19 protein-coding genes are annotated in these 18854 nt (G+C 35.3%); 9 read left to right on the top strand and 10 right to left on the bottom strand.

All coding sequences use genetic code 11. The features are described 5' to 3' along the window. The first annotated feature begins 89 nt into the window (after window positions 1-89). Window positions 90-626 carry a bifunctional pyr operon transcriptional regulator/uracil phosphoribosyltransferase PyrR gene (pyrR, locus tag A0J48_RS05930; RefSeq protein WP_200321244.1) on the top strand — a complete coding sequence of 179 codons (537 nt, stop codon included), beginning with the start codon at window positions 90-92 and terminating at the stop codon, window positions 624-626. Window positions 627-693: 67 nt separating this feature from the next. Here pyrR and A0J48_RS05925 read toward each other — a convergent pair whose 3' ends face one another. Continuing rightward, window positions 694-2607: a hybrid sensor histidine kinase/response regulator gene (locus A0J48_RS05925; RefSeq protein ID WP_200321243.1), complete on the bottom strand. Its 1914-nt coding sequence runs from the start codon at window positions 2605-2607 to the stop codon at window positions 694-696. A gap of 457 nt (window positions 2608-3064) precedes the next feature. Beyond that, window positions 3065-5485, bottom strand: a complete 2421-nt coding sequence (locus A0J48_RS05920) for a hybrid sensor histidine kinase/response regulator (protein ID WP_200321242.1) — start codon at window positions 5483-5485, stop codon at window positions 3065-3067. A 267-nt stretch (window positions 5486-5752) separates the two neighbouring features. Here A0J48_RS05920 and A0J48_RS05915 point away from each other — a divergent pair, with 267 nt between their 5' ends. The 4 genes from A0J48_RS05915 to A0J48_RS05905 all read left to right on the top strand — a co-directional run bounded on the left by A0J48_RS05915 (window position 5753) and on the right by A0J48_RS05905 (window position 8556). Then, entirely contained in the window at window positions 5753-6229 is a 477-nt protein-coding gene (locus tag A0J48_RS05915; RefSeq protein WP_200321241.1) for a molybdenum cofactor biosynthesis protein MoaE, read from the top strand. Window positions 6230-6515: 286 nt separating this feature from the next. Beyond that, window positions 6516-6881 carry a hypothetical protein gene (locus A0J48_RS26790; RefSeq protein ID WP_234300745.1) on the top strand — a complete coding sequence of 122 codons (366 nt, stop codon included), beginning with the start codon at window positions 6516-6518 and terminating at the stop codon, window positions 6879-6881. Window positions 6882-7214: 333 nt separating this feature from the next. Next, window positions 7215-8054 carry a hypothetical protein gene (locus tag A0J48_RS26785; RefSeq protein WP_234300744.1) on the top strand — a complete coding sequence of 280 codons (840 nt, stop codon included), beginning with the start codon at window positions 7215-7217 and terminating at the stop codon, window positions 8052-8054. Window positions 8055-8235: 181 nt separating this feature from the next. Further along, on the top strand, window positions 8236-8556 hold the full coding sequence (locus tag A0J48_RS05905; protein WP_200321240.1) for a hypothetical protein: 321 nt from the start codon (window positions 8236-8238) through the stop codon (window positions 8554-8556). A 53-nt stretch (window positions 8557-8609) separates the two neighbouring features. On the opposite strand, the gene A0J48_RS05900 is transcribed toward A0J48_RS05905, so the two are convergent. From A0J48_RS05900 to A0J48_RS05890, 3 genes are all read right to left on the bottom strand, one after another. After that, window positions 8610-8906 (bottom strand): DUF2103 domain-containing protein, encoded by a 297-nt coding sequence (locus A0J48_RS05900; RefSeq protein ID WP_200321239.1) that lies wholly within the window; start codon window positions 8904-8906, stop codon window positions 8610-8612. A 2-nt stretch (window positions 8907-8908) separates the two neighbouring features. Continuing rightward, entirely contained in the window at window positions 8909-9232 is a 324-nt protein-coding gene (gene clpS, locus A0J48_RS05895) for an ATP-dependent Clp protease adapter ClpS (protein WP_200321238.1), read from the bottom strand. Window positions 9233-9642: 410 nt separating this feature from the next. Continuing rightward, window positions 9643-11664 (bottom strand): FAD-dependent oxidoreductase, encoded by a 2022-nt coding sequence (locus A0J48_RS05890; RefSeq protein ID WP_200321237.1) that lies wholly within the window; start codon window positions 11662-11664, stop codon window positions 9643-9645. A gap of 132 nt (window positions 11665-11796) precedes the next feature. Between A0J48_RS05890 and A0J48_RS05885 the strand changes: the two genes are divergently transcribed. Then, window positions 11797-12021, top strand: coding sequence for a helix-turn-helix domain-containing protein (locus tag A0J48_RS05885; protein ID WP_200321236.1), 225 nt, complete (start codon window positions 11797-11799; stop codon window positions 12019-12021). Continuing rightward, a complete protein-coding gene (locus A0J48_RS05880) occupies window positions 12014-12895 on the top strand; it encodes a hypothetical protein (protein WP_200321234.1) in 882 nt (293 codons plus the stop codon). The genes A0J48_RS05885 and A0J48_RS05880 overlap by 8 nt, the downstream gene beginning before the upstream one ends. Here the strand turns inward: A0J48_RS05880 and A0J48_RS05875 are convergent, their stop codons facing one another. Further along, window positions 12896-13828, bottom strand: coding sequence for a DNA-methyltransferase (locus A0J48_RS05875; RefSeq protein ID WP_200321232.1), 933 nt, complete (start codon window positions 13826-13828; stop codon window positions 12896-12898). An 81-nt stretch (window positions 13829-13909) separates the two neighbouring features. Beyond that, window positions 13910-14050: a hypothetical protein gene (locus A0J48_RS05870; protein ID WP_200321230.1), complete on the bottom strand. Its 141-nt coding sequence runs from the start codon at window positions 14048-14050 to the stop codon at window positions 13910-13912. Window positions 14051-14109: 59 nt separating this feature from the next. On the opposite strand from A0J48_RS05870, the gene A0J48_RS05865 reads away from it, so the two are divergent. Both A0J48_RS05865 and A0J48_RS05860 read left to right on the top strand, forming a co-directional pair. Next, on the top strand, window positions 14110-14361 hold the full coding sequence (locus A0J48_RS05865) for a hypothetical protein (protein ID WP_200321228.1): 252 nt from the start codon (window positions 14110-14112) through the stop codon (window positions 14359-14361). Between the two features lie 197 nt (window positions 14362-14558). Then, window positions 14559-16979 (top strand): tetratricopeptide repeat protein, encoded by a 2421-nt coding sequence (locus A0J48_RS05860; RefSeq protein ID WP_200321227.1) that lies wholly within the window; start codon window positions 14559-14561, stop codon window positions 16977-16979. A gap of 108 nt (window positions 16980-17087) precedes the next feature. Here A0J48_RS05860 and A0J48_RS05855 read toward each other — a convergent pair whose 3' ends face one another. The 3 genes from A0J48_RS05855 to A0J48_RS27380 form a co-directional block, all read right to left on the bottom strand. Then, complete coding sequence (locus A0J48_RS05855) at window positions 17088-17720, bottom strand: hypothetical protein (RefSeq protein WP_200321225.1); 633 nt, start codon at window positions 17718-17720, stop codon at window positions 17088-17090. 454 nt (window positions 17721-18174) lie between these two features. Beyond that, the gene (locus A0J48_RS05850) at window positions 18175-18501 is read right to left on the bottom strand and encodes a YbjQ family protein (RefSeq protein WP_200321223.1); all 327 of its coding nucleotides are present in this window, start codon (window positions 18499-18501) and stop codon (window positions 18175-18177) included. A 173-nt stretch (window positions 18502-18674) separates the two neighbouring features. Further along, window positions 18675-18806 (bottom strand): hypothetical protein, encoded by a 132-nt coding sequence (locus A0J48_RS27380; protein WP_267910280.1) that lies wholly within the window; start codon window positions 18804-18806, stop codon window positions 18675-18677. Window positions 18807-18854 lie beyond the last annotated feature (48 nt).

The raw sequence follows: 18854 nt of genomic DNA, 5'->3' as shown, positions 1-18854 counted from the left end.
GGCAAAAAAAGATCAATATTCCCCCTTATTTGCGTGTTTTTCCTATTCTCCCCTACACTCCAAACTCTACACCCTCTTCCCTAGTAATTATGTCTACCAAAGTAGTTGAAATTCTGTCATCAGAAGAACTGCGTCGTACCTTGACCCGCCTTGCTTCTCAAATTATCGAAAGAACTCGTGATTTATCCCAATTGGTACTACTGGGCATTTATACTAGAGGAGTTCCACTGGCTAATTTATTAGCACGTCAAATAGAAGCTCTTGAAGGTGTAAGTGTAGCTGTTGGAGCATTAGATATCACATTCTATCGTGATGATTTAGACCAGATTGGATTAAGAACTCCAGCTAAAACTGATATCCCTTTTGATTTGACTGGTAAAACAGTTGTTTTGATAGATGATGTCATTTTCAAAGGCAGAACAATTCGTGCTGCTTTAAATGCAGTCAATGAGTATGGTAGACCAGAGGTAATTCGTTTGGCTGTATTGGTAGATAGGGGTCATCGGGAGTTACCAATACATCCAGATTTTGTAGGTAAGAAATTACCCACTGCTAAAGAAGAAATTGTCAGAGTTTACTTACAAGATGGGGATGGACGGGATGCGGTGGAATTGATTGGTAATTGAGGTGACAGGGAGAAAAAAAGTCAAAATCCAAAATCCAAAATTAAGAACTTTTGCCTCTTGCCTTTTGCTACTGATAACTGAGAACTGTAGTAATAGTTTGTAATAATTGAGTTGCTGTATAAGGTTTAGATAAAAAAGCTTTAACGCCAATATCATCAGCTGCACTGATTTTATCGCTGGTTGCCAGTCCACTAACAGCAATAATTTTGACATAGGGATTAATTTTTTGGATGGTACGGATAGTGGTTAATCCATCCATCGACGGCATAAATATATCAGTTAACACTAAGGATATTTCATTTTGATATTCTACATATAAAGCAATAGCTTCAATGCCATTGTGGGCTATAATTACTTTATAGTTATAGGCTTCTAATGATTTTTTGGTAATATCACAAATAGCAGTTTCGTCATCTACCACTAATATGAGTTCTCCCTTACCTTGAGTTAAAGATATTTTGGGGTCTTCAATAATTTCAGTGGAATTTTGTGCTGGTAAATAAACTTTAAATTGACTACCTTTTTTTTCTTCACTATAAACATGAATAAAACCACCATGACTTTTAATAATTCCTAAAACTGTAGAAAGACCTAAACCAGTACCTTTGCCAAATTCCTTAGTAGTAAAAAACGGTTCAAATATCCGGTCTATTATTGCTGGTTGAATGCCAATACCAGTATCAGTTACAGTAATGATAACGTAAGGTTTGATTTCAGCATCAATGTGCATTTGGGCGTAATTTTCATCAACTAAGAGATTTTCCGCAGTAATCTTTAAAAGGCCACCGTTGGGCATAGCATCACGAGCATTGACATATAAATTCATTAATACTTGATGTAGTTGAGTAGCATCACCAGAAACCGTCCAAAGATTTTGATTAATTTGGGTAATAATTTCGATATTTTTAGGAAATGTTTCTTTAACTATTTGTTCAATTTCTATAAGTAAATGTTTTAATTGGATCAGGGTGTATTGACCTGATCCACTACAGGTATTGCTATTTAGTCCATGAGCGAAAGATAATACTTGTTTAACTAAATTTGCACCGCGTTTAGCATTGGTAATTAATATTGGTATCAGTTGTCGAGAACGTTCATCTTTAACTTGAGTTTCCAAAAGTTGAGCAGTCATCAAAATGGGTGCAAGGACATTATTTAAGTCGTGGGCAATACCACTAGCTAAAGTACCAATGCTCTCTAATCTTTGGGCGCGTAAAAACTGCTGTTCTAGTTGCTTTTTTTGAGTAATATCAGTGTTAACAACTAAAATAGACTGGTATTTTTCACCGAATGTTGGTAATAATGTCCAACGACTTTCTACAATGATTTCTTGTCCATATTTAGTAGTTTGACATAATTCTCCTTTCCAGGAGTGATTTGTAGTCAGAAGTTGGAGTCCTTGTGCAAATTGAAAAAAGTTGTTTTCTGGAAAGAGATGGCAGATTTTTTTTGTTATTGCTTCTTCTCGACTCCAACCATACAAATGTTCAGCAGCTTTGTTCCAAAATAAAATTTGTTCATCTACATCAGCTACAAAAATTGCATCGGTAACAACATCAAGTAAAGCAGCTTGTTGACGGATTTTTTGTTCTGTTTGTTTGCGTTCAATGGCATAGCGAATTGAACGTTCTAATAAAGGTGCAGTTAATTGACTTTTTTCTAAATAATCTACTGCACCAGCTTTCATTGCTTCCAAGTCTATTTCTCTATCTCCATGACCTGTAAGTAAAATAAAGGGACAAGTACAACCATTGTTAATAGCTTCACGCAACAATTCTAGTCCGTTATCTGCCCCTAAACGGTAGTCTACTAGATAGATATCATGTTGGTTTTTAGCAATTTCTTTTCTAGCTAGTTGATAGCTCTCCACCCATTCTAAGTCACAACCAGTTTCCTGAAATTCATTGAACCAATCACGAGTTAAAATATAATCATCTTCATCATCATCAATTAACAAAACTTTAATTTTAATTTTTTTCATCCTTGCCTCCCACAGCTTATAGGGGCAGTTTTAATATGTAAGCATTTTAGTTATATAGCAAATGACAGGTGACAGTGATATAAACTCTTCGCTTCATTTGTACAATTAACCTCATTTTGGGGTGTAGTAGTAATCCCTCTAAAGGAAGAAAAATGCTAAGAATTCAGGAGTCAGAAGTGAGGAGTCAGAATATTTGTTTGTAGCAATGAGCTACAGAAGTACGTTTTCTCATCAATTATCAAGAATAACTCGAACACTCTAATTCATTCTGAATGCTGTAGGAAATAAATATTTTTCCTGCTTCCATGAATGATATCAGGGGCTTTAGACCTATTTGTGTTGAGTTCTAAGTAGGGATTTTATTCATTACTCGTTACTCAGTAATCAGCACTATTTCGGTAAGGCTTTTTCTCCAAAATTTAAAATATGCAAATTAAATGTCACCCTGGTGATGAGATTACTGTGATAAATTTTTGACTGTATGAAGAGTTTTCAATAGTTCTTGTGCTGTGAATGGTTTGGGTAAAAAAGTTATATGATTAAGTTTTTGTTGCATAGATAAATGTTCGCTGGTAATCAGTCCACTCATGGCAATAATTGTTAAGTTTGGATTAATATTTCTCAATTTTTGAATAGTGGTGATGCCATCAATATTTGGCATCATCATATCAATTATTGCTGTTCTGATTTGATCTTGATTGTGGCTGTACAGTTCTATGGCTTTGACTCCATCACTAGCAGTAATTACTGTGTAATTATGGTTTTCTAATGTAGTTTTAGTAATTTGCTGAATAGAAACTTCGTCATCTACTAACAAAATCCATTCTCCATTGCCAATAGGGTTTTCTATTTCTGGTAATGATTCCTTAATTTCTGTAGAAACTGCTGGTAAATATACATGAAATTCTGTACCTTTACCTAGTGAACTAGAGACAGTGATGAATCCACTATGACCTTTAATAATGCCTATGACTGTTGATAAACCGAGTCCCGTTCCTTTACCAAATTCTTTAGTTGTAAAAAATGGTTCAAATATTCTATCTAATATGCTGCTGGAAATACCTGTTCCTGTGTCGATTACCTTAATCACAATATAAGAACCAACTTGCGCGTCTAGGTGTATTTTTGTAAATGTTTCATCAATGCAAATATTATCAGCAATGATTGTTAAATCACCACCGTTGGGCATGGCATCACGAGCATTAAGACATAAATTAATTAATACTTGTTCTAATTGGGTAATATCACCATAAACGGGAGATAAGTTTTGCTGAATTTCTGCCTTGACTGTAATTGTTTTAGGGAATGTTTGTTCAACAATTTGTTGCAGTTCTGCCATCAAATACTTGACTTGAATTACTGTGCGATTACCTTGAATTCCCCTGGCGAATGATAACACTTGTTTAACTAAGTTAGCGCCACGTTTAGCATTAGTTTCTACGATGGCTAATACCTGTTGGGATTGGGAATTTAGAGCTTGATTTTGTAGTAGATGTGCTGCCATTAAAATGGGCGAAAATACATTATTTAAATCATGGGCAATTCCACTAGCGAGAGTACCAATACTTTCCATGCGTTGAGCGCGTAAAAATTGCTGTTCTAGTTGTTTTTTTTGAGTGATATCTGTCTCAACTATCAAAATAGATTTAGCTTGAAAATTTTCATCATAAACTAAGTTCCAGCAACTTTCTACAATTATTTCTGTGCCAAATTTTGTATTTTTATTTAATTCTCCTTGCCATGAACCATACTTCAATACAGTTTGATAAATTTCCTGTTGTTGGGATACAGGTTCACCAAACCAGATTTGACTAGCATTTTTATTGATAACTTCTTCAACTTTCCAACCATAAAGCTTCTCTGCACTTTTGTTCCATAAGAATATATTGTTTTCTAAATCTCGCACAACAATAGCATCGGTAACAATGTCTATTAATGCTGCTTGTTCGCGCAGTTTCTGTTCTACCTGTTTACGATTTGTGATGTCTTCTACTATATAGGCAAATTGTTGACGATTGTGATGATTTTTAGCGATGGGAGAGACTGTGGCTGATAACCAGACTTGTTGATTGGAAATTTTGTGAACATATTCAAATCTGACAGGTGCTTGAGCTAATTCTGCTTGACGATAGTATTTAATCCACTGGTTTAAATGGGTAATATCTACACCCATTTCTCTTGCTAGACGATTTTGCATTGCTTGTGGAGTAAGTCCAAAAAATTTCGCGCTATTAGGATTATCAGCAATATGCAGAATATCGTTATCTACTAACTCGACAATTCCCATCATCATTGGCGCACTCTCAAAGAAACTATGTAACGTAGATTCACTATGAACAAGTGCTTCTTGTGCTTGTTTATAATCTAAATTAATGCGTGCCAATTCTTTTAAATTGCGGCGAATTTCTAATTGTCTGACGATGAGACGACTAATAGATTGCAGTCCTGCTAACTGTTGAGGAGTAATTTGGCGTGGTACTTGATCTGCTATACACAAAGTACCAATAATGTATTCTCCTGATCCCACTAAAGGTACGCCAGCATAAAATCTGATGTATGGTTCGGATGTGACTATATTTGATGTGGCAAACTGTTCATCTGCTAAGGTATCAGGAATAATTAAAACATCTTTATTTTCAAGACAAACTCGACAAAAGCCTTCATCCAAGGCCATTTCCTGGTGATCTAACCCTACTTTTGCTTTAAACCATTGACGGTGAGCATCTATCAGATTAATCACAGCAATTGGTGTATTGCAAAGGAGTGCGGCTAAAGATACTAAATCATCAAAAGTTTGCTCTGGTTCAGTATCTAGAATTTCATACTGATAGAGAGTATCAAGTCTTGCTGCTTCATAGTTAGATACTGAGAAGATCATGAAAATTTTCCTACTTGTAGCAATCTGATTTGATTTATAAACTTATACCAATTTGAAAAATGATGGCAACAGATGGTTGTACAGAACCAGTACAAAGAAAGGGATTCCCAATCCAAAATCCAAAATCTCAAATCCAAAATGGTATTACTCGTAGAGTCAGGGAATAGGGAATGGAGGACAGATAATAGAGAATAAATAGAGAGTGATTATTTTCTCATCCCTACACCCTGTCATCACGTACTTTTATCAAGATTAATTTGGGTTATTATGAGCATCACAATGATTTTTCCTATCAAACGTAAAGCTGAAGATAGTTTTGGTATTACTTTAGCCCCATTGTCTATTGAAGAAATTTATACTAAGGCAGACAACCCTGCTAATGGTGCAGTGGTGGTAATGAGTGGAATGGTTCGTAATCAAACCGATGGTAAAGCTGTGGTAGCTTTAGAGTACCAAGCGTATGAACCAATGGCTTTACAGATATTTTATCAAATTGCTGCTGATATTCGCTGTAATTGGACTGATGTGAATCGGGTAGCAATATATCATCGCATTGGACGGTTAAAAATCGGGGAAATCAGTGTTTTAGTAGCGGTGGGATGTCCCCATCGGAGTGAGGCTTTTGCAGCTTGTCAATATGCTATTGATACACTTAAACATAATGCACCTATTTGGAAAAAGGAACATTGGCAAGATGGTTCTAGTTCCTGGGTAAGTATTGGTGCTTGTGAACAAGAATGCTGATGTAGAGAAGGTGACAGGGAACAGAGTAGAGATAAATTTACAACAACTTTAAAAAGCACTAACTATTTTATGGTAATATTTTGGCCTAGTAGACGCAAATTAATGGTTGCTGGCGTAATCGCTGCTATTGGCTAACCTATATGTTGTTATTCAAGATATTACTACCATGTTTAAATTTAACTCAGAGTCACAGAGTCTTAGGTCAATTAATTTGATAGGATATAGCTTGATAGTTATAGCAATTTTAATTGGTTTTATAACAAGAATTATAGCTGTTTTCCAATATATGTCATTTGATATCGGACAAGATTCCGATCAAGTTAGAGATGCCTTTGTAGTTATTAATATGTGGAAAGGAGACTGGCCAACTCTGGGTTCTCAAGTCACTACAATTGTGGGATACCATATCTTACCTCTTTATTATTATCTTTGTTTTCCTTTTACCATTTTCGGCGCAGATCCAGTTTTTCAAGCCTTACCAAATGCTTTATTTTCTTTTTTATCTATTCCGCTATTCACTTATCTAGTTTATCTACTTCTAGAAAATGTTGAACCACAAGTAAGAATTTTTTTCAGTGGTTTAGCTGGATTTTGGTATAGCGTTTTGTATGGAGAAATATTTATTAGTAAAATGCAATGGAATCCTAGATAAATTCCTTTAAATTTGCTGGCTTATACAGGACTCTATTAACAGAAAATAGAGGGAAAATTTTCTTAAAACAAACAAGTTATTTTATGGTTTAGCTATGGAGTAGTTTTAGCTATATTAATCAGTTTGCATTCTTCTACACTATTTGTCATGCCAATAGTGTTTGTCCTTAGCTGCTCAATTTTTATATATAAAAAAGTTATAAAAAGGAAACTCTATTCATTAATAAGTCTACCTATAATTAGCATTTTATCCGCTGTCATTGCTTTACTGCCATATTGGATAGGTGAATTTGGTCGTGGTTTCCGGAATACAAAAAGTATTATTAAAATTGTAATGACTGCTTCTTCTTCCTCAAACAATTCTTTATTGATGAGTTTTGGAAAAAGACTGAGTAATCTTTTCTTAAATTACTATAAACTTTTCCAAGAAGTTTACTTATGGAATTCTTCATGGATTTATTTTTTAATATCTGTTCTTTTTCTATCTCTAGTGACATATTTAGGAATTACTAAATTTAAAGGTAACAAATCTATTTGGTGTATTTGGTGTTCTACATGGTTAATTTATATGTATGCAGCATCAAATCTTGATTCAGAAAAAACAGTGTTTCATTATAAGTTACTGATATTATTTGCTCCTATTGTCTTCACAATTACATCTTGTGCATACGTTAATCTGGCTAAAAACAAAAAACTAATTTTTTATATATTTACTGGCATGATTGTTTTGATTTCATGCTTGAGTAATTTATTCTATGATTATCAGTTTATGCTTAGTAAATATGGCAATAACCGAGTCATAAATACAGCAGATATCGCTGGAATAATCAATCATTTACCATCCGGTGCAGTCATTTGCGATCCCAGAGTTAGGAGTAGAAGAACAGTTAATAATCAATATAATTATATTGATACTAATATGACGCACAAGGGTATTCAAGTTGTGAATGTTTGTGCATCGGGTAATTACGTCATTCATCCGAAAAGATTATTCCTTATAGACGGTACTTTCCTTAATGATACAGGTTATGAAAAGCCTTATTATATGAAATATAATTCATCAGATTCAGAGAAGCTATGGCCAATATTTAAAATTACAGATAATGGCATAATCACCAGACCTGGAAAGCTTGTTTTAGAAACAGATACAGCCCAGGTTTATGTTCTAAATTAGGTATGAATAGGTTTATAGTATCAAAAATGAAAATTTTCTTGTAAAAATACTTAATAAATCTAGCAATTCTTGTTGTAATTATTTACATTATTTCAGTTTGTAACTATTTTGTGCTGTCGTTGGGAATATGCCTTTAGACTAATTTGCGATACCGACATCATGAAAATAGGGATAAAAGCAAATGTGTTTAACAAATCTATTTTGTCACGAGTTTGTAGTTGCTGTTTCCTTTGTGGCTTGTATTGCTGGCTTATTATTGTTGTGGGATAGCAATAAAGATCAGGATGAATCTCAAGCAACAGAAGAAGTTTTATTAAGAATGAGCTTTGCTTATTGGTTAGTTTATTGTGTTGCTTTCGGGATTGAGAAAATGGTTGTACCGAATTGGGAAGGTTTAACCATGACTTTAAAAATTACTACAGCTTTGTCATATTTTTTAACTTTTTCTTGTATTCTCAGTTTACCATTACATAAATTTGCAGTACATGAAGTTGAGGAATAGTCAAACATCAAAAGAGGAGTGTTTTGAACTCCTCCTTTGATTAATTGTCATATTCATGCAATTTTCATAGCCACAGCGATCGCATTTTCCAATTGATCCTGTGATAGATTAGTGAGAACAAACACCTCTTGCACTGTTTTACCCTGGCGTGCAATAATTTTATAACCCCCACGAATCGGTACAGACACACGCAACTGCATTTTTGGCGCATGGCCTTTGACTCTACCAATGACTGCCGGTGTCACAGTACCAATACCATCATGTTGACACAGACGCTCTAAAATGGGTATGAGTCCAGGAATGTGGGTAGAATGATTCCAAACAAGTCTGCCATCAGTGGGTTTAGGCATAATTAAGCTGCTTCCAGAGGTGCCATTGTTAACCCAGCACGTCGCAGCTGTTGGTGGTACAATTCTGCTGGTTCTTGGGGACCAACCCACACTATTGCTTGTCCTTCATAGTGTACCTGATTGGTGAGATCCCAAGCGCGATCGCCTGACATTCCCGGAATATACTTCATCAAACACTCAGCCACGTGCTGAAAAGTATTGAAATCGTCGTTTAAGACAATCACCTTATAATTAGGATAGGTTTTCCGAGTAACTTGATTAACCCGCTCAGGTGTGACAGTTGGTGCTGTGGCCATATCGTAAACAGCTGCAAGTCTTGTCTCCATAAATCAAAAACTACGTTTTACAAAACTACACTTCAAATATCTAGTTTAATTCATAAGGAACAGGTGACAGGTGACAGGTGACAGGTGACAGGGAACAGGGAACAGGGAACAGGTGACAGGTGACAGGTGACAGGTGACAGTAAAGAAACGTTGGTATAGGGTTTCCTAGTCTGGTGAATTACAAAATCATCTGCGTTTATCTGCGTCCATCTGCGTTGAATTATTACAGCTTGTACCTCACTTGAATGGTAATTACTATATGACAATTAACAATGGATAATTGACAATTAAATCTACCTGGAAGTGAGAGGATTTGCAAAGACAAATTGTTTATTTTTTTCCTGGAAAGTAGAGTTTTTAAACCTGGAATGAAACAATTGTCAATTGTCAATTATCAATTGTCAATTAATTTACTTCCAATCTTCCCAATTTTGGTTAAAAATAGATGTATCAGGAAAAGCTGTAGGATTACCATTTTGTTCCAACAACCGTTTTAAAACTTGTAACTTTGGTTCTGGTTTCGGTAAATTATCAACTAATTGATAAGGTGCAATATTTTCTTTCAGCGCAAAACTAGCTACAGTTCCCGCAGCAGCACCAGAAGACCATTCAAAGGAATGTACTCGGTAAGCAGCAGCAGCTATGTGACTAGTAGCAATACTTTTACCCCCTACTAATAAGTTATCAATTTTTTGGGGAATCATCGCTCTTAGGGCAATTTGGAAAGGATAAGCGTTACCTGCACCCCTTCTTTCTCCTGGACGTTCTTTATTTCCCGGTGCTTCTGCTGGACTGTTTTCCATGCAAGGATGAAAATCTATAGCGTAGTGACCGATACCTACAGCATCAGGGAAAATAGTAGAACGACTGCGCTTCATGGCTTTATCTGGTGGAACTTCACCCCTAATTACTGATGTCGCCTCTAAACCTGCAAGTGTCGCTCTTAACTGACGATACATATCTGCGGGTAGAGTTTTCCGGTAATATTCATCATTATAGTTACGGCGGGAAATATCAACTTCCCAAATACCAAACCCTTCCGGTTGTCCCCAACTGGGACGGCCGATAATACGTCTCCCTTCCCGCATATATGGGTATTTAGATAACCCGTGTACTGTTCCCATTGGGGAATTTAAACCTGTTAAGAAACGGTTATTGGGTTGGGGTTGTTTCACATTTGCACCGAGTTGAGAATCAGTATTTCCCGCAACTAACCAGTAATAATAAGCTAAAGCATTTTCTTCACCTTTGCGGAGGGTTTCGGTTCTCAGTCCTCCCATCCAGCTACCTGGTTGTAGTTGACCTGTGGCTTGTAATTGTTGGCGTGTATAAATTAAATTATCTTTGCTTGTCCCCGGACGGTAGTCATTACCCCAAGTCCAGTTTTGCATAGATATGTCCCCTGGAGTGGGAGTGGTAAAATTGACACCACCGAATTTACTTTGTTTTCCCTGTTGCGGACTCCAAATACGACGATAGGTAAAAACTAAATCAAAATTGGCTAATCTTGATAGTTCATAGCTAAAATAAGGGGCATATTGATTATAAAATGGGGGCATTATTTGGTTTTGCTGTTCTTTTGTAGCCTCCATTGCAAAGGTGTAAGTAAAACCTTGGGTACAATAGGGGTCATTAGTGGTGCTAGAAGCTGAAGGTTCGAGATAGGAACGCGCATCAATTCCTAGACGGTAAGGTACATCTGCTAAAGCGATAATTTCCCCAGTTTCACTTGCGTCTACAAGATACCATTTTGAGGTTTTTTTAGATTGTTTGGGCAGAAAACGAATGATAGTTTTAGTGAAGCGGGGTGAGTTTTGGTAACTATAAGCGTCTTCAATGGTTTGGGATAAGGTGAAGGTATTGAGAGGTGGTGCGTTTTTTGCTGGTTGATGTTGAATTGCGATCGCACCATTTATAATCTTACCATCTTGGCTAATTTGTAAATCTTTAATTACTGTATTGGGAAACCATTGCAATTTTCCTTTTCCCTCTTTTTCAGCGTCTTTTAACATTTGGGTGATGATATTGTGAGCATCACGGGGAAGAAAACAGGAGTCGCTTACCCAACAGTCACCGGGGTTAAGTTGGCCATATTTGCGTTGAATGCGGTTTCTTAATTCTAAATATCCGCGTGAATAGAATTGTTTAGCACGTTGGGTAGGTCTTTCATCTAACGCAGATGTACCTTGAGAAGATATTTGTCCACCCAACCAGTCGGTAATTTCTGTTAAACAAACTGTGTTTCCTGCGAGTAAACTTTCGTAAGCTGTCGCAACTCCTGAGAGTCCACCACCCACAACGAGAATTTCACAGTTGACGGTTTTATCAGGGTTTCTGGGTGGGGTTGCGGTGACAGAATAGGGAGTGAGGAAGGTGGTTAGTAAGGTGATGCTGATGAGTTGGTGACAAGCCTTTTTTTGTCTGTTTTTCATGGTTGATGCACTTTGTAAACTACGTCAAATTGTAGACGGTGCATTTGGGGGAAAGGTTCATACCTGATTTTATATAACTATGGTACTTAAAGTCCGTGGACTTAAAATCATCAATAACTTTTAATTGTTTTTATGACAACACCTGATAATAAAAATATTCAACAAAAATTTGGTAGTAGGCTACGTCAAATTCGACAAAATCTACAACTATCTCAAGAAGAATTAGCACATCTGTGTAACTTAGATCGCAGTTATATTGGAGGAGTAGAACGTGGTGAAAGAAATATTAGTCTTGTGAATATCCATAAAATTGCAGATGCGTTAAATATTTCACCCAAAGAGTTTTTTGATGAATAATATTCCTGAGAACATTCGACTGAAAGAACTAGCAATAATCGCTAATTCAAATAAACCTTTTTTTGATGATTTCCTTAGCTTTTTAAACTCAGAGAGTTATACGAGTCTATATGAATTTGTTATTGAAAAAGATTCATCTAAAGCACAAGAAGTTTTACTAAAGTATTTCAATCGTAAAGTTCCCAAAGACGTAAATTTATATGACGGTATTGCTCGTCCATATAGTCAATGCGATGCTAAATGGCGTTTTGTGGGTTGGATTTTTAGAGATGCTCCCATACAAAGACTACAAACATTATTCAAAAATATTGATGGGACAGCTATTGAACGTAAACCATTACTTCAAATTCACGTTCTTAAATATGTATCTACAATTTTACCCGAACCGGAAATATGGGAATGGTTTCCGAATTGTGAAGTAATTATGGAACAGTTAGAAGGAAGTAGTCGAGCTATAAAAGGAACTTTGGTTGAGGCAATTGTGATGGTAAATTTAAAAGAAATATTTAAAAATAACAATATAAATCTAATAGTTGGCGAAACTCAGATTAAACTTGCTGGAGAGACTTACGATGTTACCGTTACAGGAAATAAAGGAACAATATTAATTCCAGTAAAAACAAGAGAAACTACTGGTGGTGGACATGCTTTGCTTTTTACTAGAGATATTAACCAAGCAATTGAAAAAGCAAATAATGAAGAATACAAGTGTATTCCTATTATTATAGCCGAAGCTTGGAAAATAGATTTTGATTCATTGAAATGTAAGGAATTTATTCACATTGATAAAAACCCTAATCAAATAACTGAAGTAGAACCAATACTGAATAATAAACTCAAAGAAATCTTACATATTTTTGAATCTATTAAATAATCAATTATTAAAAATTCTCTTACTAGCAATTTGACAATAATCTTCATTAATATCAATCCCAATAAATTTACGTCCTTTCTTCATCGCCACTAACCCGACAGTACCAGCACCAAAAAAAGGATCAAGAACTATTTCCCCCTCAGATGAACCTGCTAAAATACATGGTTCTATTAATTGTTCTGGAAAGACTGCAAAATGTGCATCTCTAAATTTAGATAAAGGAACTTCCCAAACAGTCCGCTTATTTCTTCCTTTGGGATGAAATGCTTGATCCCATCTACCGTTATGTAAATTAGAATTACCTGCATTTTTACCCTGTTCTGGAGTTCCACCTTTTTTACCCAAATGATTTCGTCCACCCCGCATTTTACTATTTTCAGAAAAAGTTACATGAGGTTCACGAATAGCATCAGCATCATAGTAATATTTTGAACTTTTAGCCAATAAAAAAATATATTCATGGTCAGTTGTAGGACGATTTTTAACAGAAGATGGCATAGCATTAGGTTTATACCAAATAATATCTGACCTTAAAATCCATCCTCTTTCTTTAAGTGCTAATGCCAATTTCCAAGGTAAACCTGCTAAATTTCCATCTATATATTTATCACCTAAATTTAACCAGAGTGTACCATCTTCTTTTAATACTCTTTTGACTTCATCAAATATTTCTACAAGTCGGTTTATATATTCATATTCACTTTCTTCAATACCAATTTGTTTTTCTGCACAATAGTCACGCTGACCATAATAAGGGGGACTGGTAACAACTGTTTGCACTAAAGAATCTGGTAGCTTTTTCAGACAATCTAAAGCTTCTCCATTGATGATAAAATTAGACTGCTCAAAATCAACTTTCTCTTCTATTTTCACTATCAACTTTCGATCCAAATCAGCAAACAATGGAAGATTAGCAGTGATATAATCCAGCACAGAATTTACTTTAAATTTTAGATGGTAATTATATTGATCTTAAACTATTACCGACTTAACAGCAACCTGGTATTAAGATTTTTACTTTGTCTTACTGTTGCGACTAAGTGCTAATTTAATTTCTACTAAAGCTGCTTCTTCAGGAGTTAGTTCCAGAAATTCTGCAACTGTTCCCACTATCCAACCTTTAGCTTCTAGACGTTCTATCTTTAATTTTTCCATATTTCCATCCTGATGCTCTCTCTTTTGACACACAATTAGACTAAAATAAAATTACAATAATGTCAAACTGCATGATCAACACGGAAAATACAACAATTTATATTCCTGTCGATGTTGCTACAGCACAGGCTTACACTAAATCATCACAAGAAGAACAAAAAAAGATACAATTTATCTTAGCCTTACGCATGAAAGAATTATTAGATAAACCTCCTATTTCTTTGAGTCAATTAATGGATGAAATCGCCACAAAAGCAGAAGTAAGGGGATTGACTCCTGAAATTTTAGAGGATTTACTAAATGACGAATAACGCACGTTTTATCAATCAACTATCGTCACACTTTTTATACAATTTCATCAAATACATTTACAAGCTTATTGATAGATCCCTTGTTTTCCCCTAATCTGCTAATATCAAACAACCACCCTAAAATCCAGTAACCCCACATCCATCATCTATCATAGACATACCGCTGCAAAAACTAACTAACGGATAGGGAAGGTGTTATGAACAGCAAAAAACCCATTTTCTCGAAAATAGCTTTAAAAAGCGCCATTTTATTGTCACCCTTGCTGATATCCACTGGTTTTGTCAGTGGAAAATTTGAACTATCTGCTAATGCTCAGGTATTATCAAATCAGGAACGGGAAGAGTTAACCAAACTGCGAACAGAAAACCGCATTCAAAAGCAAGTACAGTCAGATTTTGAGCGTGCTTTTAATCGCACTAATACCCTGCTCAATATCTGGTTAACTGTTTTAAGTTTATTTCCTGTAGTTTTAATTGCTACATTATGGTTGTTGCGGAAAGCTATAATTAAGGATATTGTTGACCGAGCAATGCAACAAGTAGAAGGAATAGAAAAGTTGCAAACTCAGTTAATTACTGTTAATCAAGATGCTGAAAGTTTGATTAAAACATCTCAAAATATTACTCAAGAATTAGTACAGGAAGTTAATCAACTCAAACAAGGAATTCAAGGTGAACAAGAAAATTTATCTATTTTATTATCTGATTTACCCAAATCAAAACAAGAATTTTTAACGGCTCTAGAACGTGAAGTTGAATCTGCTCAAGAAAATATCAGCAATTTAGAATTTAAATTAAACACTCAATTAGAACAAGTAACTCTATCTGCTCAACAACAAAAAATTACTATTGAAAATGTCAAGAAATTGGAAACTGATTTAATCTCTCAGTTAAATAAACTGAAATTAGAAGTAGAAACGGAAAAACATACTGCTGTGAGTGATATTGAACAATCTCGTTCTCAGTTGATATCTTTACTTCATGGATTAGAGGCGGAGACTTTACAACAAAAAGAACAGACTTTTGAAAGTATATCACAATCGCGGTCAGAATTTACTGATCAATTATTTCAATTTCAGTCAGATGCTCAACATCAAAAAGATATATTTATAGATAATCTAGAAAAAATCAATAATCTCTTTAAATCACAACTTGCTGAATTCCAAAGCGATGCTCAAAACCAAAAAGACAATGTAGTTGCTGGTTTGGTGCAATTACAATTAGAATTTTCTCAGCAAATTAGAGAATTACAGAATGTTGCACAACAGCGTCAACAACAAATAATTAACAATTTAGAAGCATCTGGTAGTGAATTTACTTCTCAGTTTTCACATATTCAGACTGATGTGCAGCAAGATATTAAAAAACAGCAAGTTATCATTCAACAAACTCTCCGAAATTTAGAAACTCAACTTATCAACGAACTTTCAGCATTACAGAATGTTGCACAACAGCGTCAACAACAAATTATTGACAATTTAGAAGCATCTGGTAGTGAATTTACTTCTCAATTCTCAGATATTCAAACTGATGTACAGCAACAGAAATCGAAGATTTTAGAAAAATTAGAAAATTTAAAATCTGAATTTATCAACCAACTGAAAGAATTACAGAATACTGCTCAAATTCGTCAACAGGAAATTATTGAAAATCTAGAAGTATCTGGTCAGGAATTTACCTCTCAGTTTTCAGATATTCAAACTGATGTGCAGCAACAGAAATTGAAGATTTTTGAGAAGTTAGAAAGATTAGAAAATTTAGAATCTGAATTTGTTGCTCAACTTTCAGAATTACAATTAAATGCTCAAAAACAGAAAGATGCGATTTTGCAAGAGTTAGCAGAAATTAAACCTCAACCTACCCCAGAACCAGAAACAAGACCAGAAAAAGCACCCAAAAAATTACCAGAACCCACACAACCAGAAGTTTCTGCTGATGATTATATCAAAGAAGCGGAAATGCTATTTTCAGAAAAACGCTATGAAGATGCTTTAGCTATTTATGAACAAGTAGTTAAAATTCAACCTGACAATGCAGAAGTTTGGCTGAAACGCGGTTTAATTTTGAATAGATTAAAACGCTATAAAGATGCGATTATGTCTTACAATAAAGCCATTAAAATTAACCCTGAATATCATCAAGCTTGGTGTGATATCGGTGTTGCTTGTGGTTATTTAGGTAAGCATCAAGAAGCTTTTAACTGTTTTGATAAAGCTACCCAAATTAAACCTGATGATGGTGTAGCTTGGTTAAATCGCGGTTTGTCATTAGTAGAATTAGAACGTTATGAAGATGCAATTTCTTCCTTTGATAAAGCTTTAGAATTTCAACCGAACTCCCCCAAAATCTGGGATAAGCGCGGTTATACATTGGTGAGATTGGGAAAAGATAATGAAGCAATTACCAACTTTGATAAAGCACTGGAAATAAATCCAGATTATCATAGTGCTTATTACAATAAAGCAGCTTGTTTTGCACTACAAAGAGAAATTGAACTAGCTTTAGAAAATCTCCAAACAGCTATTCAACTTAAACCTAGCTATAAGGAAGATGCCGCAACTGATATAGACTTTGATGATATTAACCAAGATCCAATTTTTCAACAGTTAATTAGGTGATTGGTAATTGGTAAAAAGTAAGTACCAGGGTAATAAAGTAATCCCCAAATTATCAAATAATTCGGGGATATATGATTTAAAATCCCAAATTTAAAATCTCAAATTCGATTAATGATTGTAATTATTATTCCGAGGTGTGCGAGCGCCTGCAACTGCACCCATTAATGCTGCTGCTAAACTCAACAAAGAACCTAAGACAAACCACCACAAAGTTCTAGAAGTTGCTGCTGCTATTTCACGAGTTTGGGTGGGAGTTAATGCAGGTAAATTTGGTGATATGGTAGTACCTTGTAATCGCATTTGATTCATGACTTCAGCAGCATTGTAAGCAGCAACACCAAAAGCTCCCCACACGCCATTTGCTAATAGAAATGAACTAATTGCTAAGGTTGTTCCCCAAAGAATTGCGCCATTAAGTAGGGCTGTATCTCGGTGCATTGGCCCACAAGCGCGAGTTGTTACCCAACCACCAAGAAATAGAGAAAGTAATAAAGCGACAGTTGACCAAATTCCTACATTACTAATAATACCTGGGGCAATTGATCTTGGTGCTAACGAGTCCGCTATTCTACCCGCACCAAGCGCACCGAAAAATGAACTCAAAATTAACTGAATAGCCAAAGCCAGCAAAACGCCGGAAATTACTGGACCCCAGCGCACGCGATCGCGGTATTCTGTTACTCTTGTTGCTACCGTAGATTCAGGAATAATCTCATCACCTACACGATTTACGTATGACATAGTTTATTTGCTCCCTTGCTATTTCAGCAAAGTATTTCAGGTATATTTATCAATGGACAATTGATAATTGATAATTGATAATTGGTTAATTTGGTTGAAAACCTCTCTTTTTAAAGAAAAAGAGAAACCTTCCCGTACTTTCAATCCTCTACCCTTGAGGGAGAGGTAATAGTCCATAGTTTATTGTTCATTGTCAATTGTTGAAGCTTATATCTAAAATTAAATTGCCATTTTGGCTTTTTAATATCTATCAGTAGTAAGAGTTAATTACTATCTCTTTGGTGAGAATCAAGATAATTAATGAATAATTCCACAACTTCTACCTCTTACGGCATTTTTCATGTATTTATACTACGCTCTTGATTCTCTTCTGTGTCTCTGCACCTCTGCGTGAAAAAAAATGTGGTTTATTTACTGGAAAATTGCTGTAAATTTTGAATTTTGCTCCGTGATACTAGCGGATTTTTACTGCCGTACCTGTGGCAGTTATTAGTAATAACACTCCAGATTGATCAACATTGATTGTACCAGTATCAATTCCAATGCCAATGACAGCATTTGCTCCTAGACGTTGCGCTCGTTGTTCTAGTTCTTCTAGTGCCTTGCGTTGTCCTTCTTCAAATAAACGTTCATAACTGCCAGTGCGTCCACCAACAATATCACGAATGCTTGCTAAAAAATCCCGCAGGAAATTGCTACCATAAACAACTTCTGCTGTTACTATGCCTAAATAGGAATCAATTACAGCACCTTGAATGACATCAGTGGTACTTAAAAGCATATATTTACCTCATAAATAGCTAATAGCTTGACTTTTTTTTATTTTGCATTTTTTTAATGACGAAGGCAAGAAGACCTGGAACTTTATAGATGTTGTTGTCATCCTAATGACCAATAATTCCTTAATGGTACAAGCTTGCTGATTTATCCGTGAGGTGAATCCAAAATCGAATGTTAGTTAGCAGCAACCGCACTGACGGCGCAACCACTCGCTATGAATAGAAGAAGCTGGCTTTTATATTCCATCGTGCTTCTTATTTGTTCTTCCTGAACTTCTAGGAAGTGACACTCCTGAACCCATAGCATGACTTCATACTCCTTGAATGTTTTGAAAATGTGAATAAACACAGTTTT

Origin of the sequence: Sphaerospermopsis aphanizomenoides BCCUSP55, assembly GCF_001586785.1 — a bacterium.
Lineage (GTDB): Bacteria > Cyanobacteriota > Cyanobacteriia > Cyanobacteriales > Nostocaceae > Sphaerospermopsis_A > Sphaerospermopsis_A aphanizomenoides_A.
The sequence above is the reverse complement of the archived record's forward strand: the minus strand, read 5'-3'. Positions and strand labels throughout refer to the sequence as shown.

Bases quoted from the DNA above. Each gene is read 5' to 3' on its own strand.
- A0J48_RS05925 (WP_200321243.1), bottom strand. From the start codon at position 2,607: ATGAAAAAAATTAAAATTAAAGTTTTGTTAATTGATGATGATGAAGAT.
- A0J48_RS26785 (WP_234300744.1), top strand. From the start codon at position 7,215: ATGACTGCTTCTTCTTCCTCAAACAATTCTTTATTGATGAGTTTTGGA.
- A0J48_RS05905 (WP_200321240.1), top strand. From the start codon at position 8,236: ATGTGTTTAACAAATCTATTTTGTCACGAGTTTGTAGTTGCTGTTTCC.
- A0J48_RS05850 (WP_200321223.1), bottom strand. From the start codon at position 18,501: ATGCTTTTAAGTACCACTGATGTCATTCAAGGTGCTGTAATTGATTCC.
- A0J48_RS05920 (WP_200321242.1), bottom strand. From the start codon at position 5,485: ATGATCTTCTCAGTATCTAACTATGAAGCAGCAAGACTTGATACTCTC.
- A0J48_RS05855 (WP_200321225.1), bottom strand. From the start codon at position 17,720: ATGTCATACGTAAATCGTGTAGGTGATGAGATTATTCCTGAATCTACG.
- A0J48_RS05865 (WP_200321228.1), top strand. From the start codon at position 14,110: ATGTCAAACTGCATGATCAACACGGAAAATACAACAATTTATATTCCT.
- A0J48_RS27380 (WP_267910280.1), bottom strand. From the start codon at position 18,806: ATGCTATGGGTTCAGGAGTGTCACTTCCTAGAAGTTCAGGAAGAACAA.
- A0J48_RS05890 (WP_200321237.1), bottom strand. From the start codon at position 11,664: ATGAAAAACAGACAAAAAAAGGCTTGTCACCAACTCATCAGCATCACC.
- pyrR (WP_200321244.1), top strand. From the start codon at position 90: ATGTCTACCAAAGTAGTTGAAATTCTGTCATCAGAAGAACTGCGTCGT.
- A0J48_RS05885 (WP_200321236.1), top strand. From the start codon at position 11,797: ATGACAACACCTGATAATAAAAATATTCAACAAAAATTTGGTAGTAGG.
- A0J48_RS05880 (WP_200321234.1), top strand. From the start codon at position 12,014: ATGAATAATATTCCTGAGAACATTCGACTGAAAGAACTAGCAATAATC.
- clpS (WP_200321238.1), bottom strand. From the start codon at position 9,232: ATGGAGACAAGACTTGCAGCTGTTTACGATATGGCCACAGCACCAACT.
- A0J48_RS05915 (WP_200321241.1), top strand. From the start codon at position 5,753: ATGAGCATCACAATGATTTTTCCTATCAAACGTAAAGCTGAAGATAGT.
- A0J48_RS26790 (WP_234300745.1), top strand. From the start codon at position 6,516: ATGTCATTTGATATCGGACAAGATTCCGATCAAGTTAGAGATGCCTTT.
- A0J48_RS05900 (WP_200321239.1), bottom strand. From the start codon at position 8,906: ATGCCTAAACCCACTGATGGCAGACTTGTTTGGAATCATTCTACCCAC.
- A0J48_RS05860 (WP_200321227.1), top strand. From the start codon at position 14,559: ATGAACAGCAAAAAACCCATTTTCTCGAAAATAGCTTTAAAAAGCGCC.
- A0J48_RS05870 (WP_200321230.1), bottom strand. From the start codon at position 14,050: ATGGAAAAATTAAAGATAGAACGTCTAGAAGCTAAAGGTTGGATAGTG.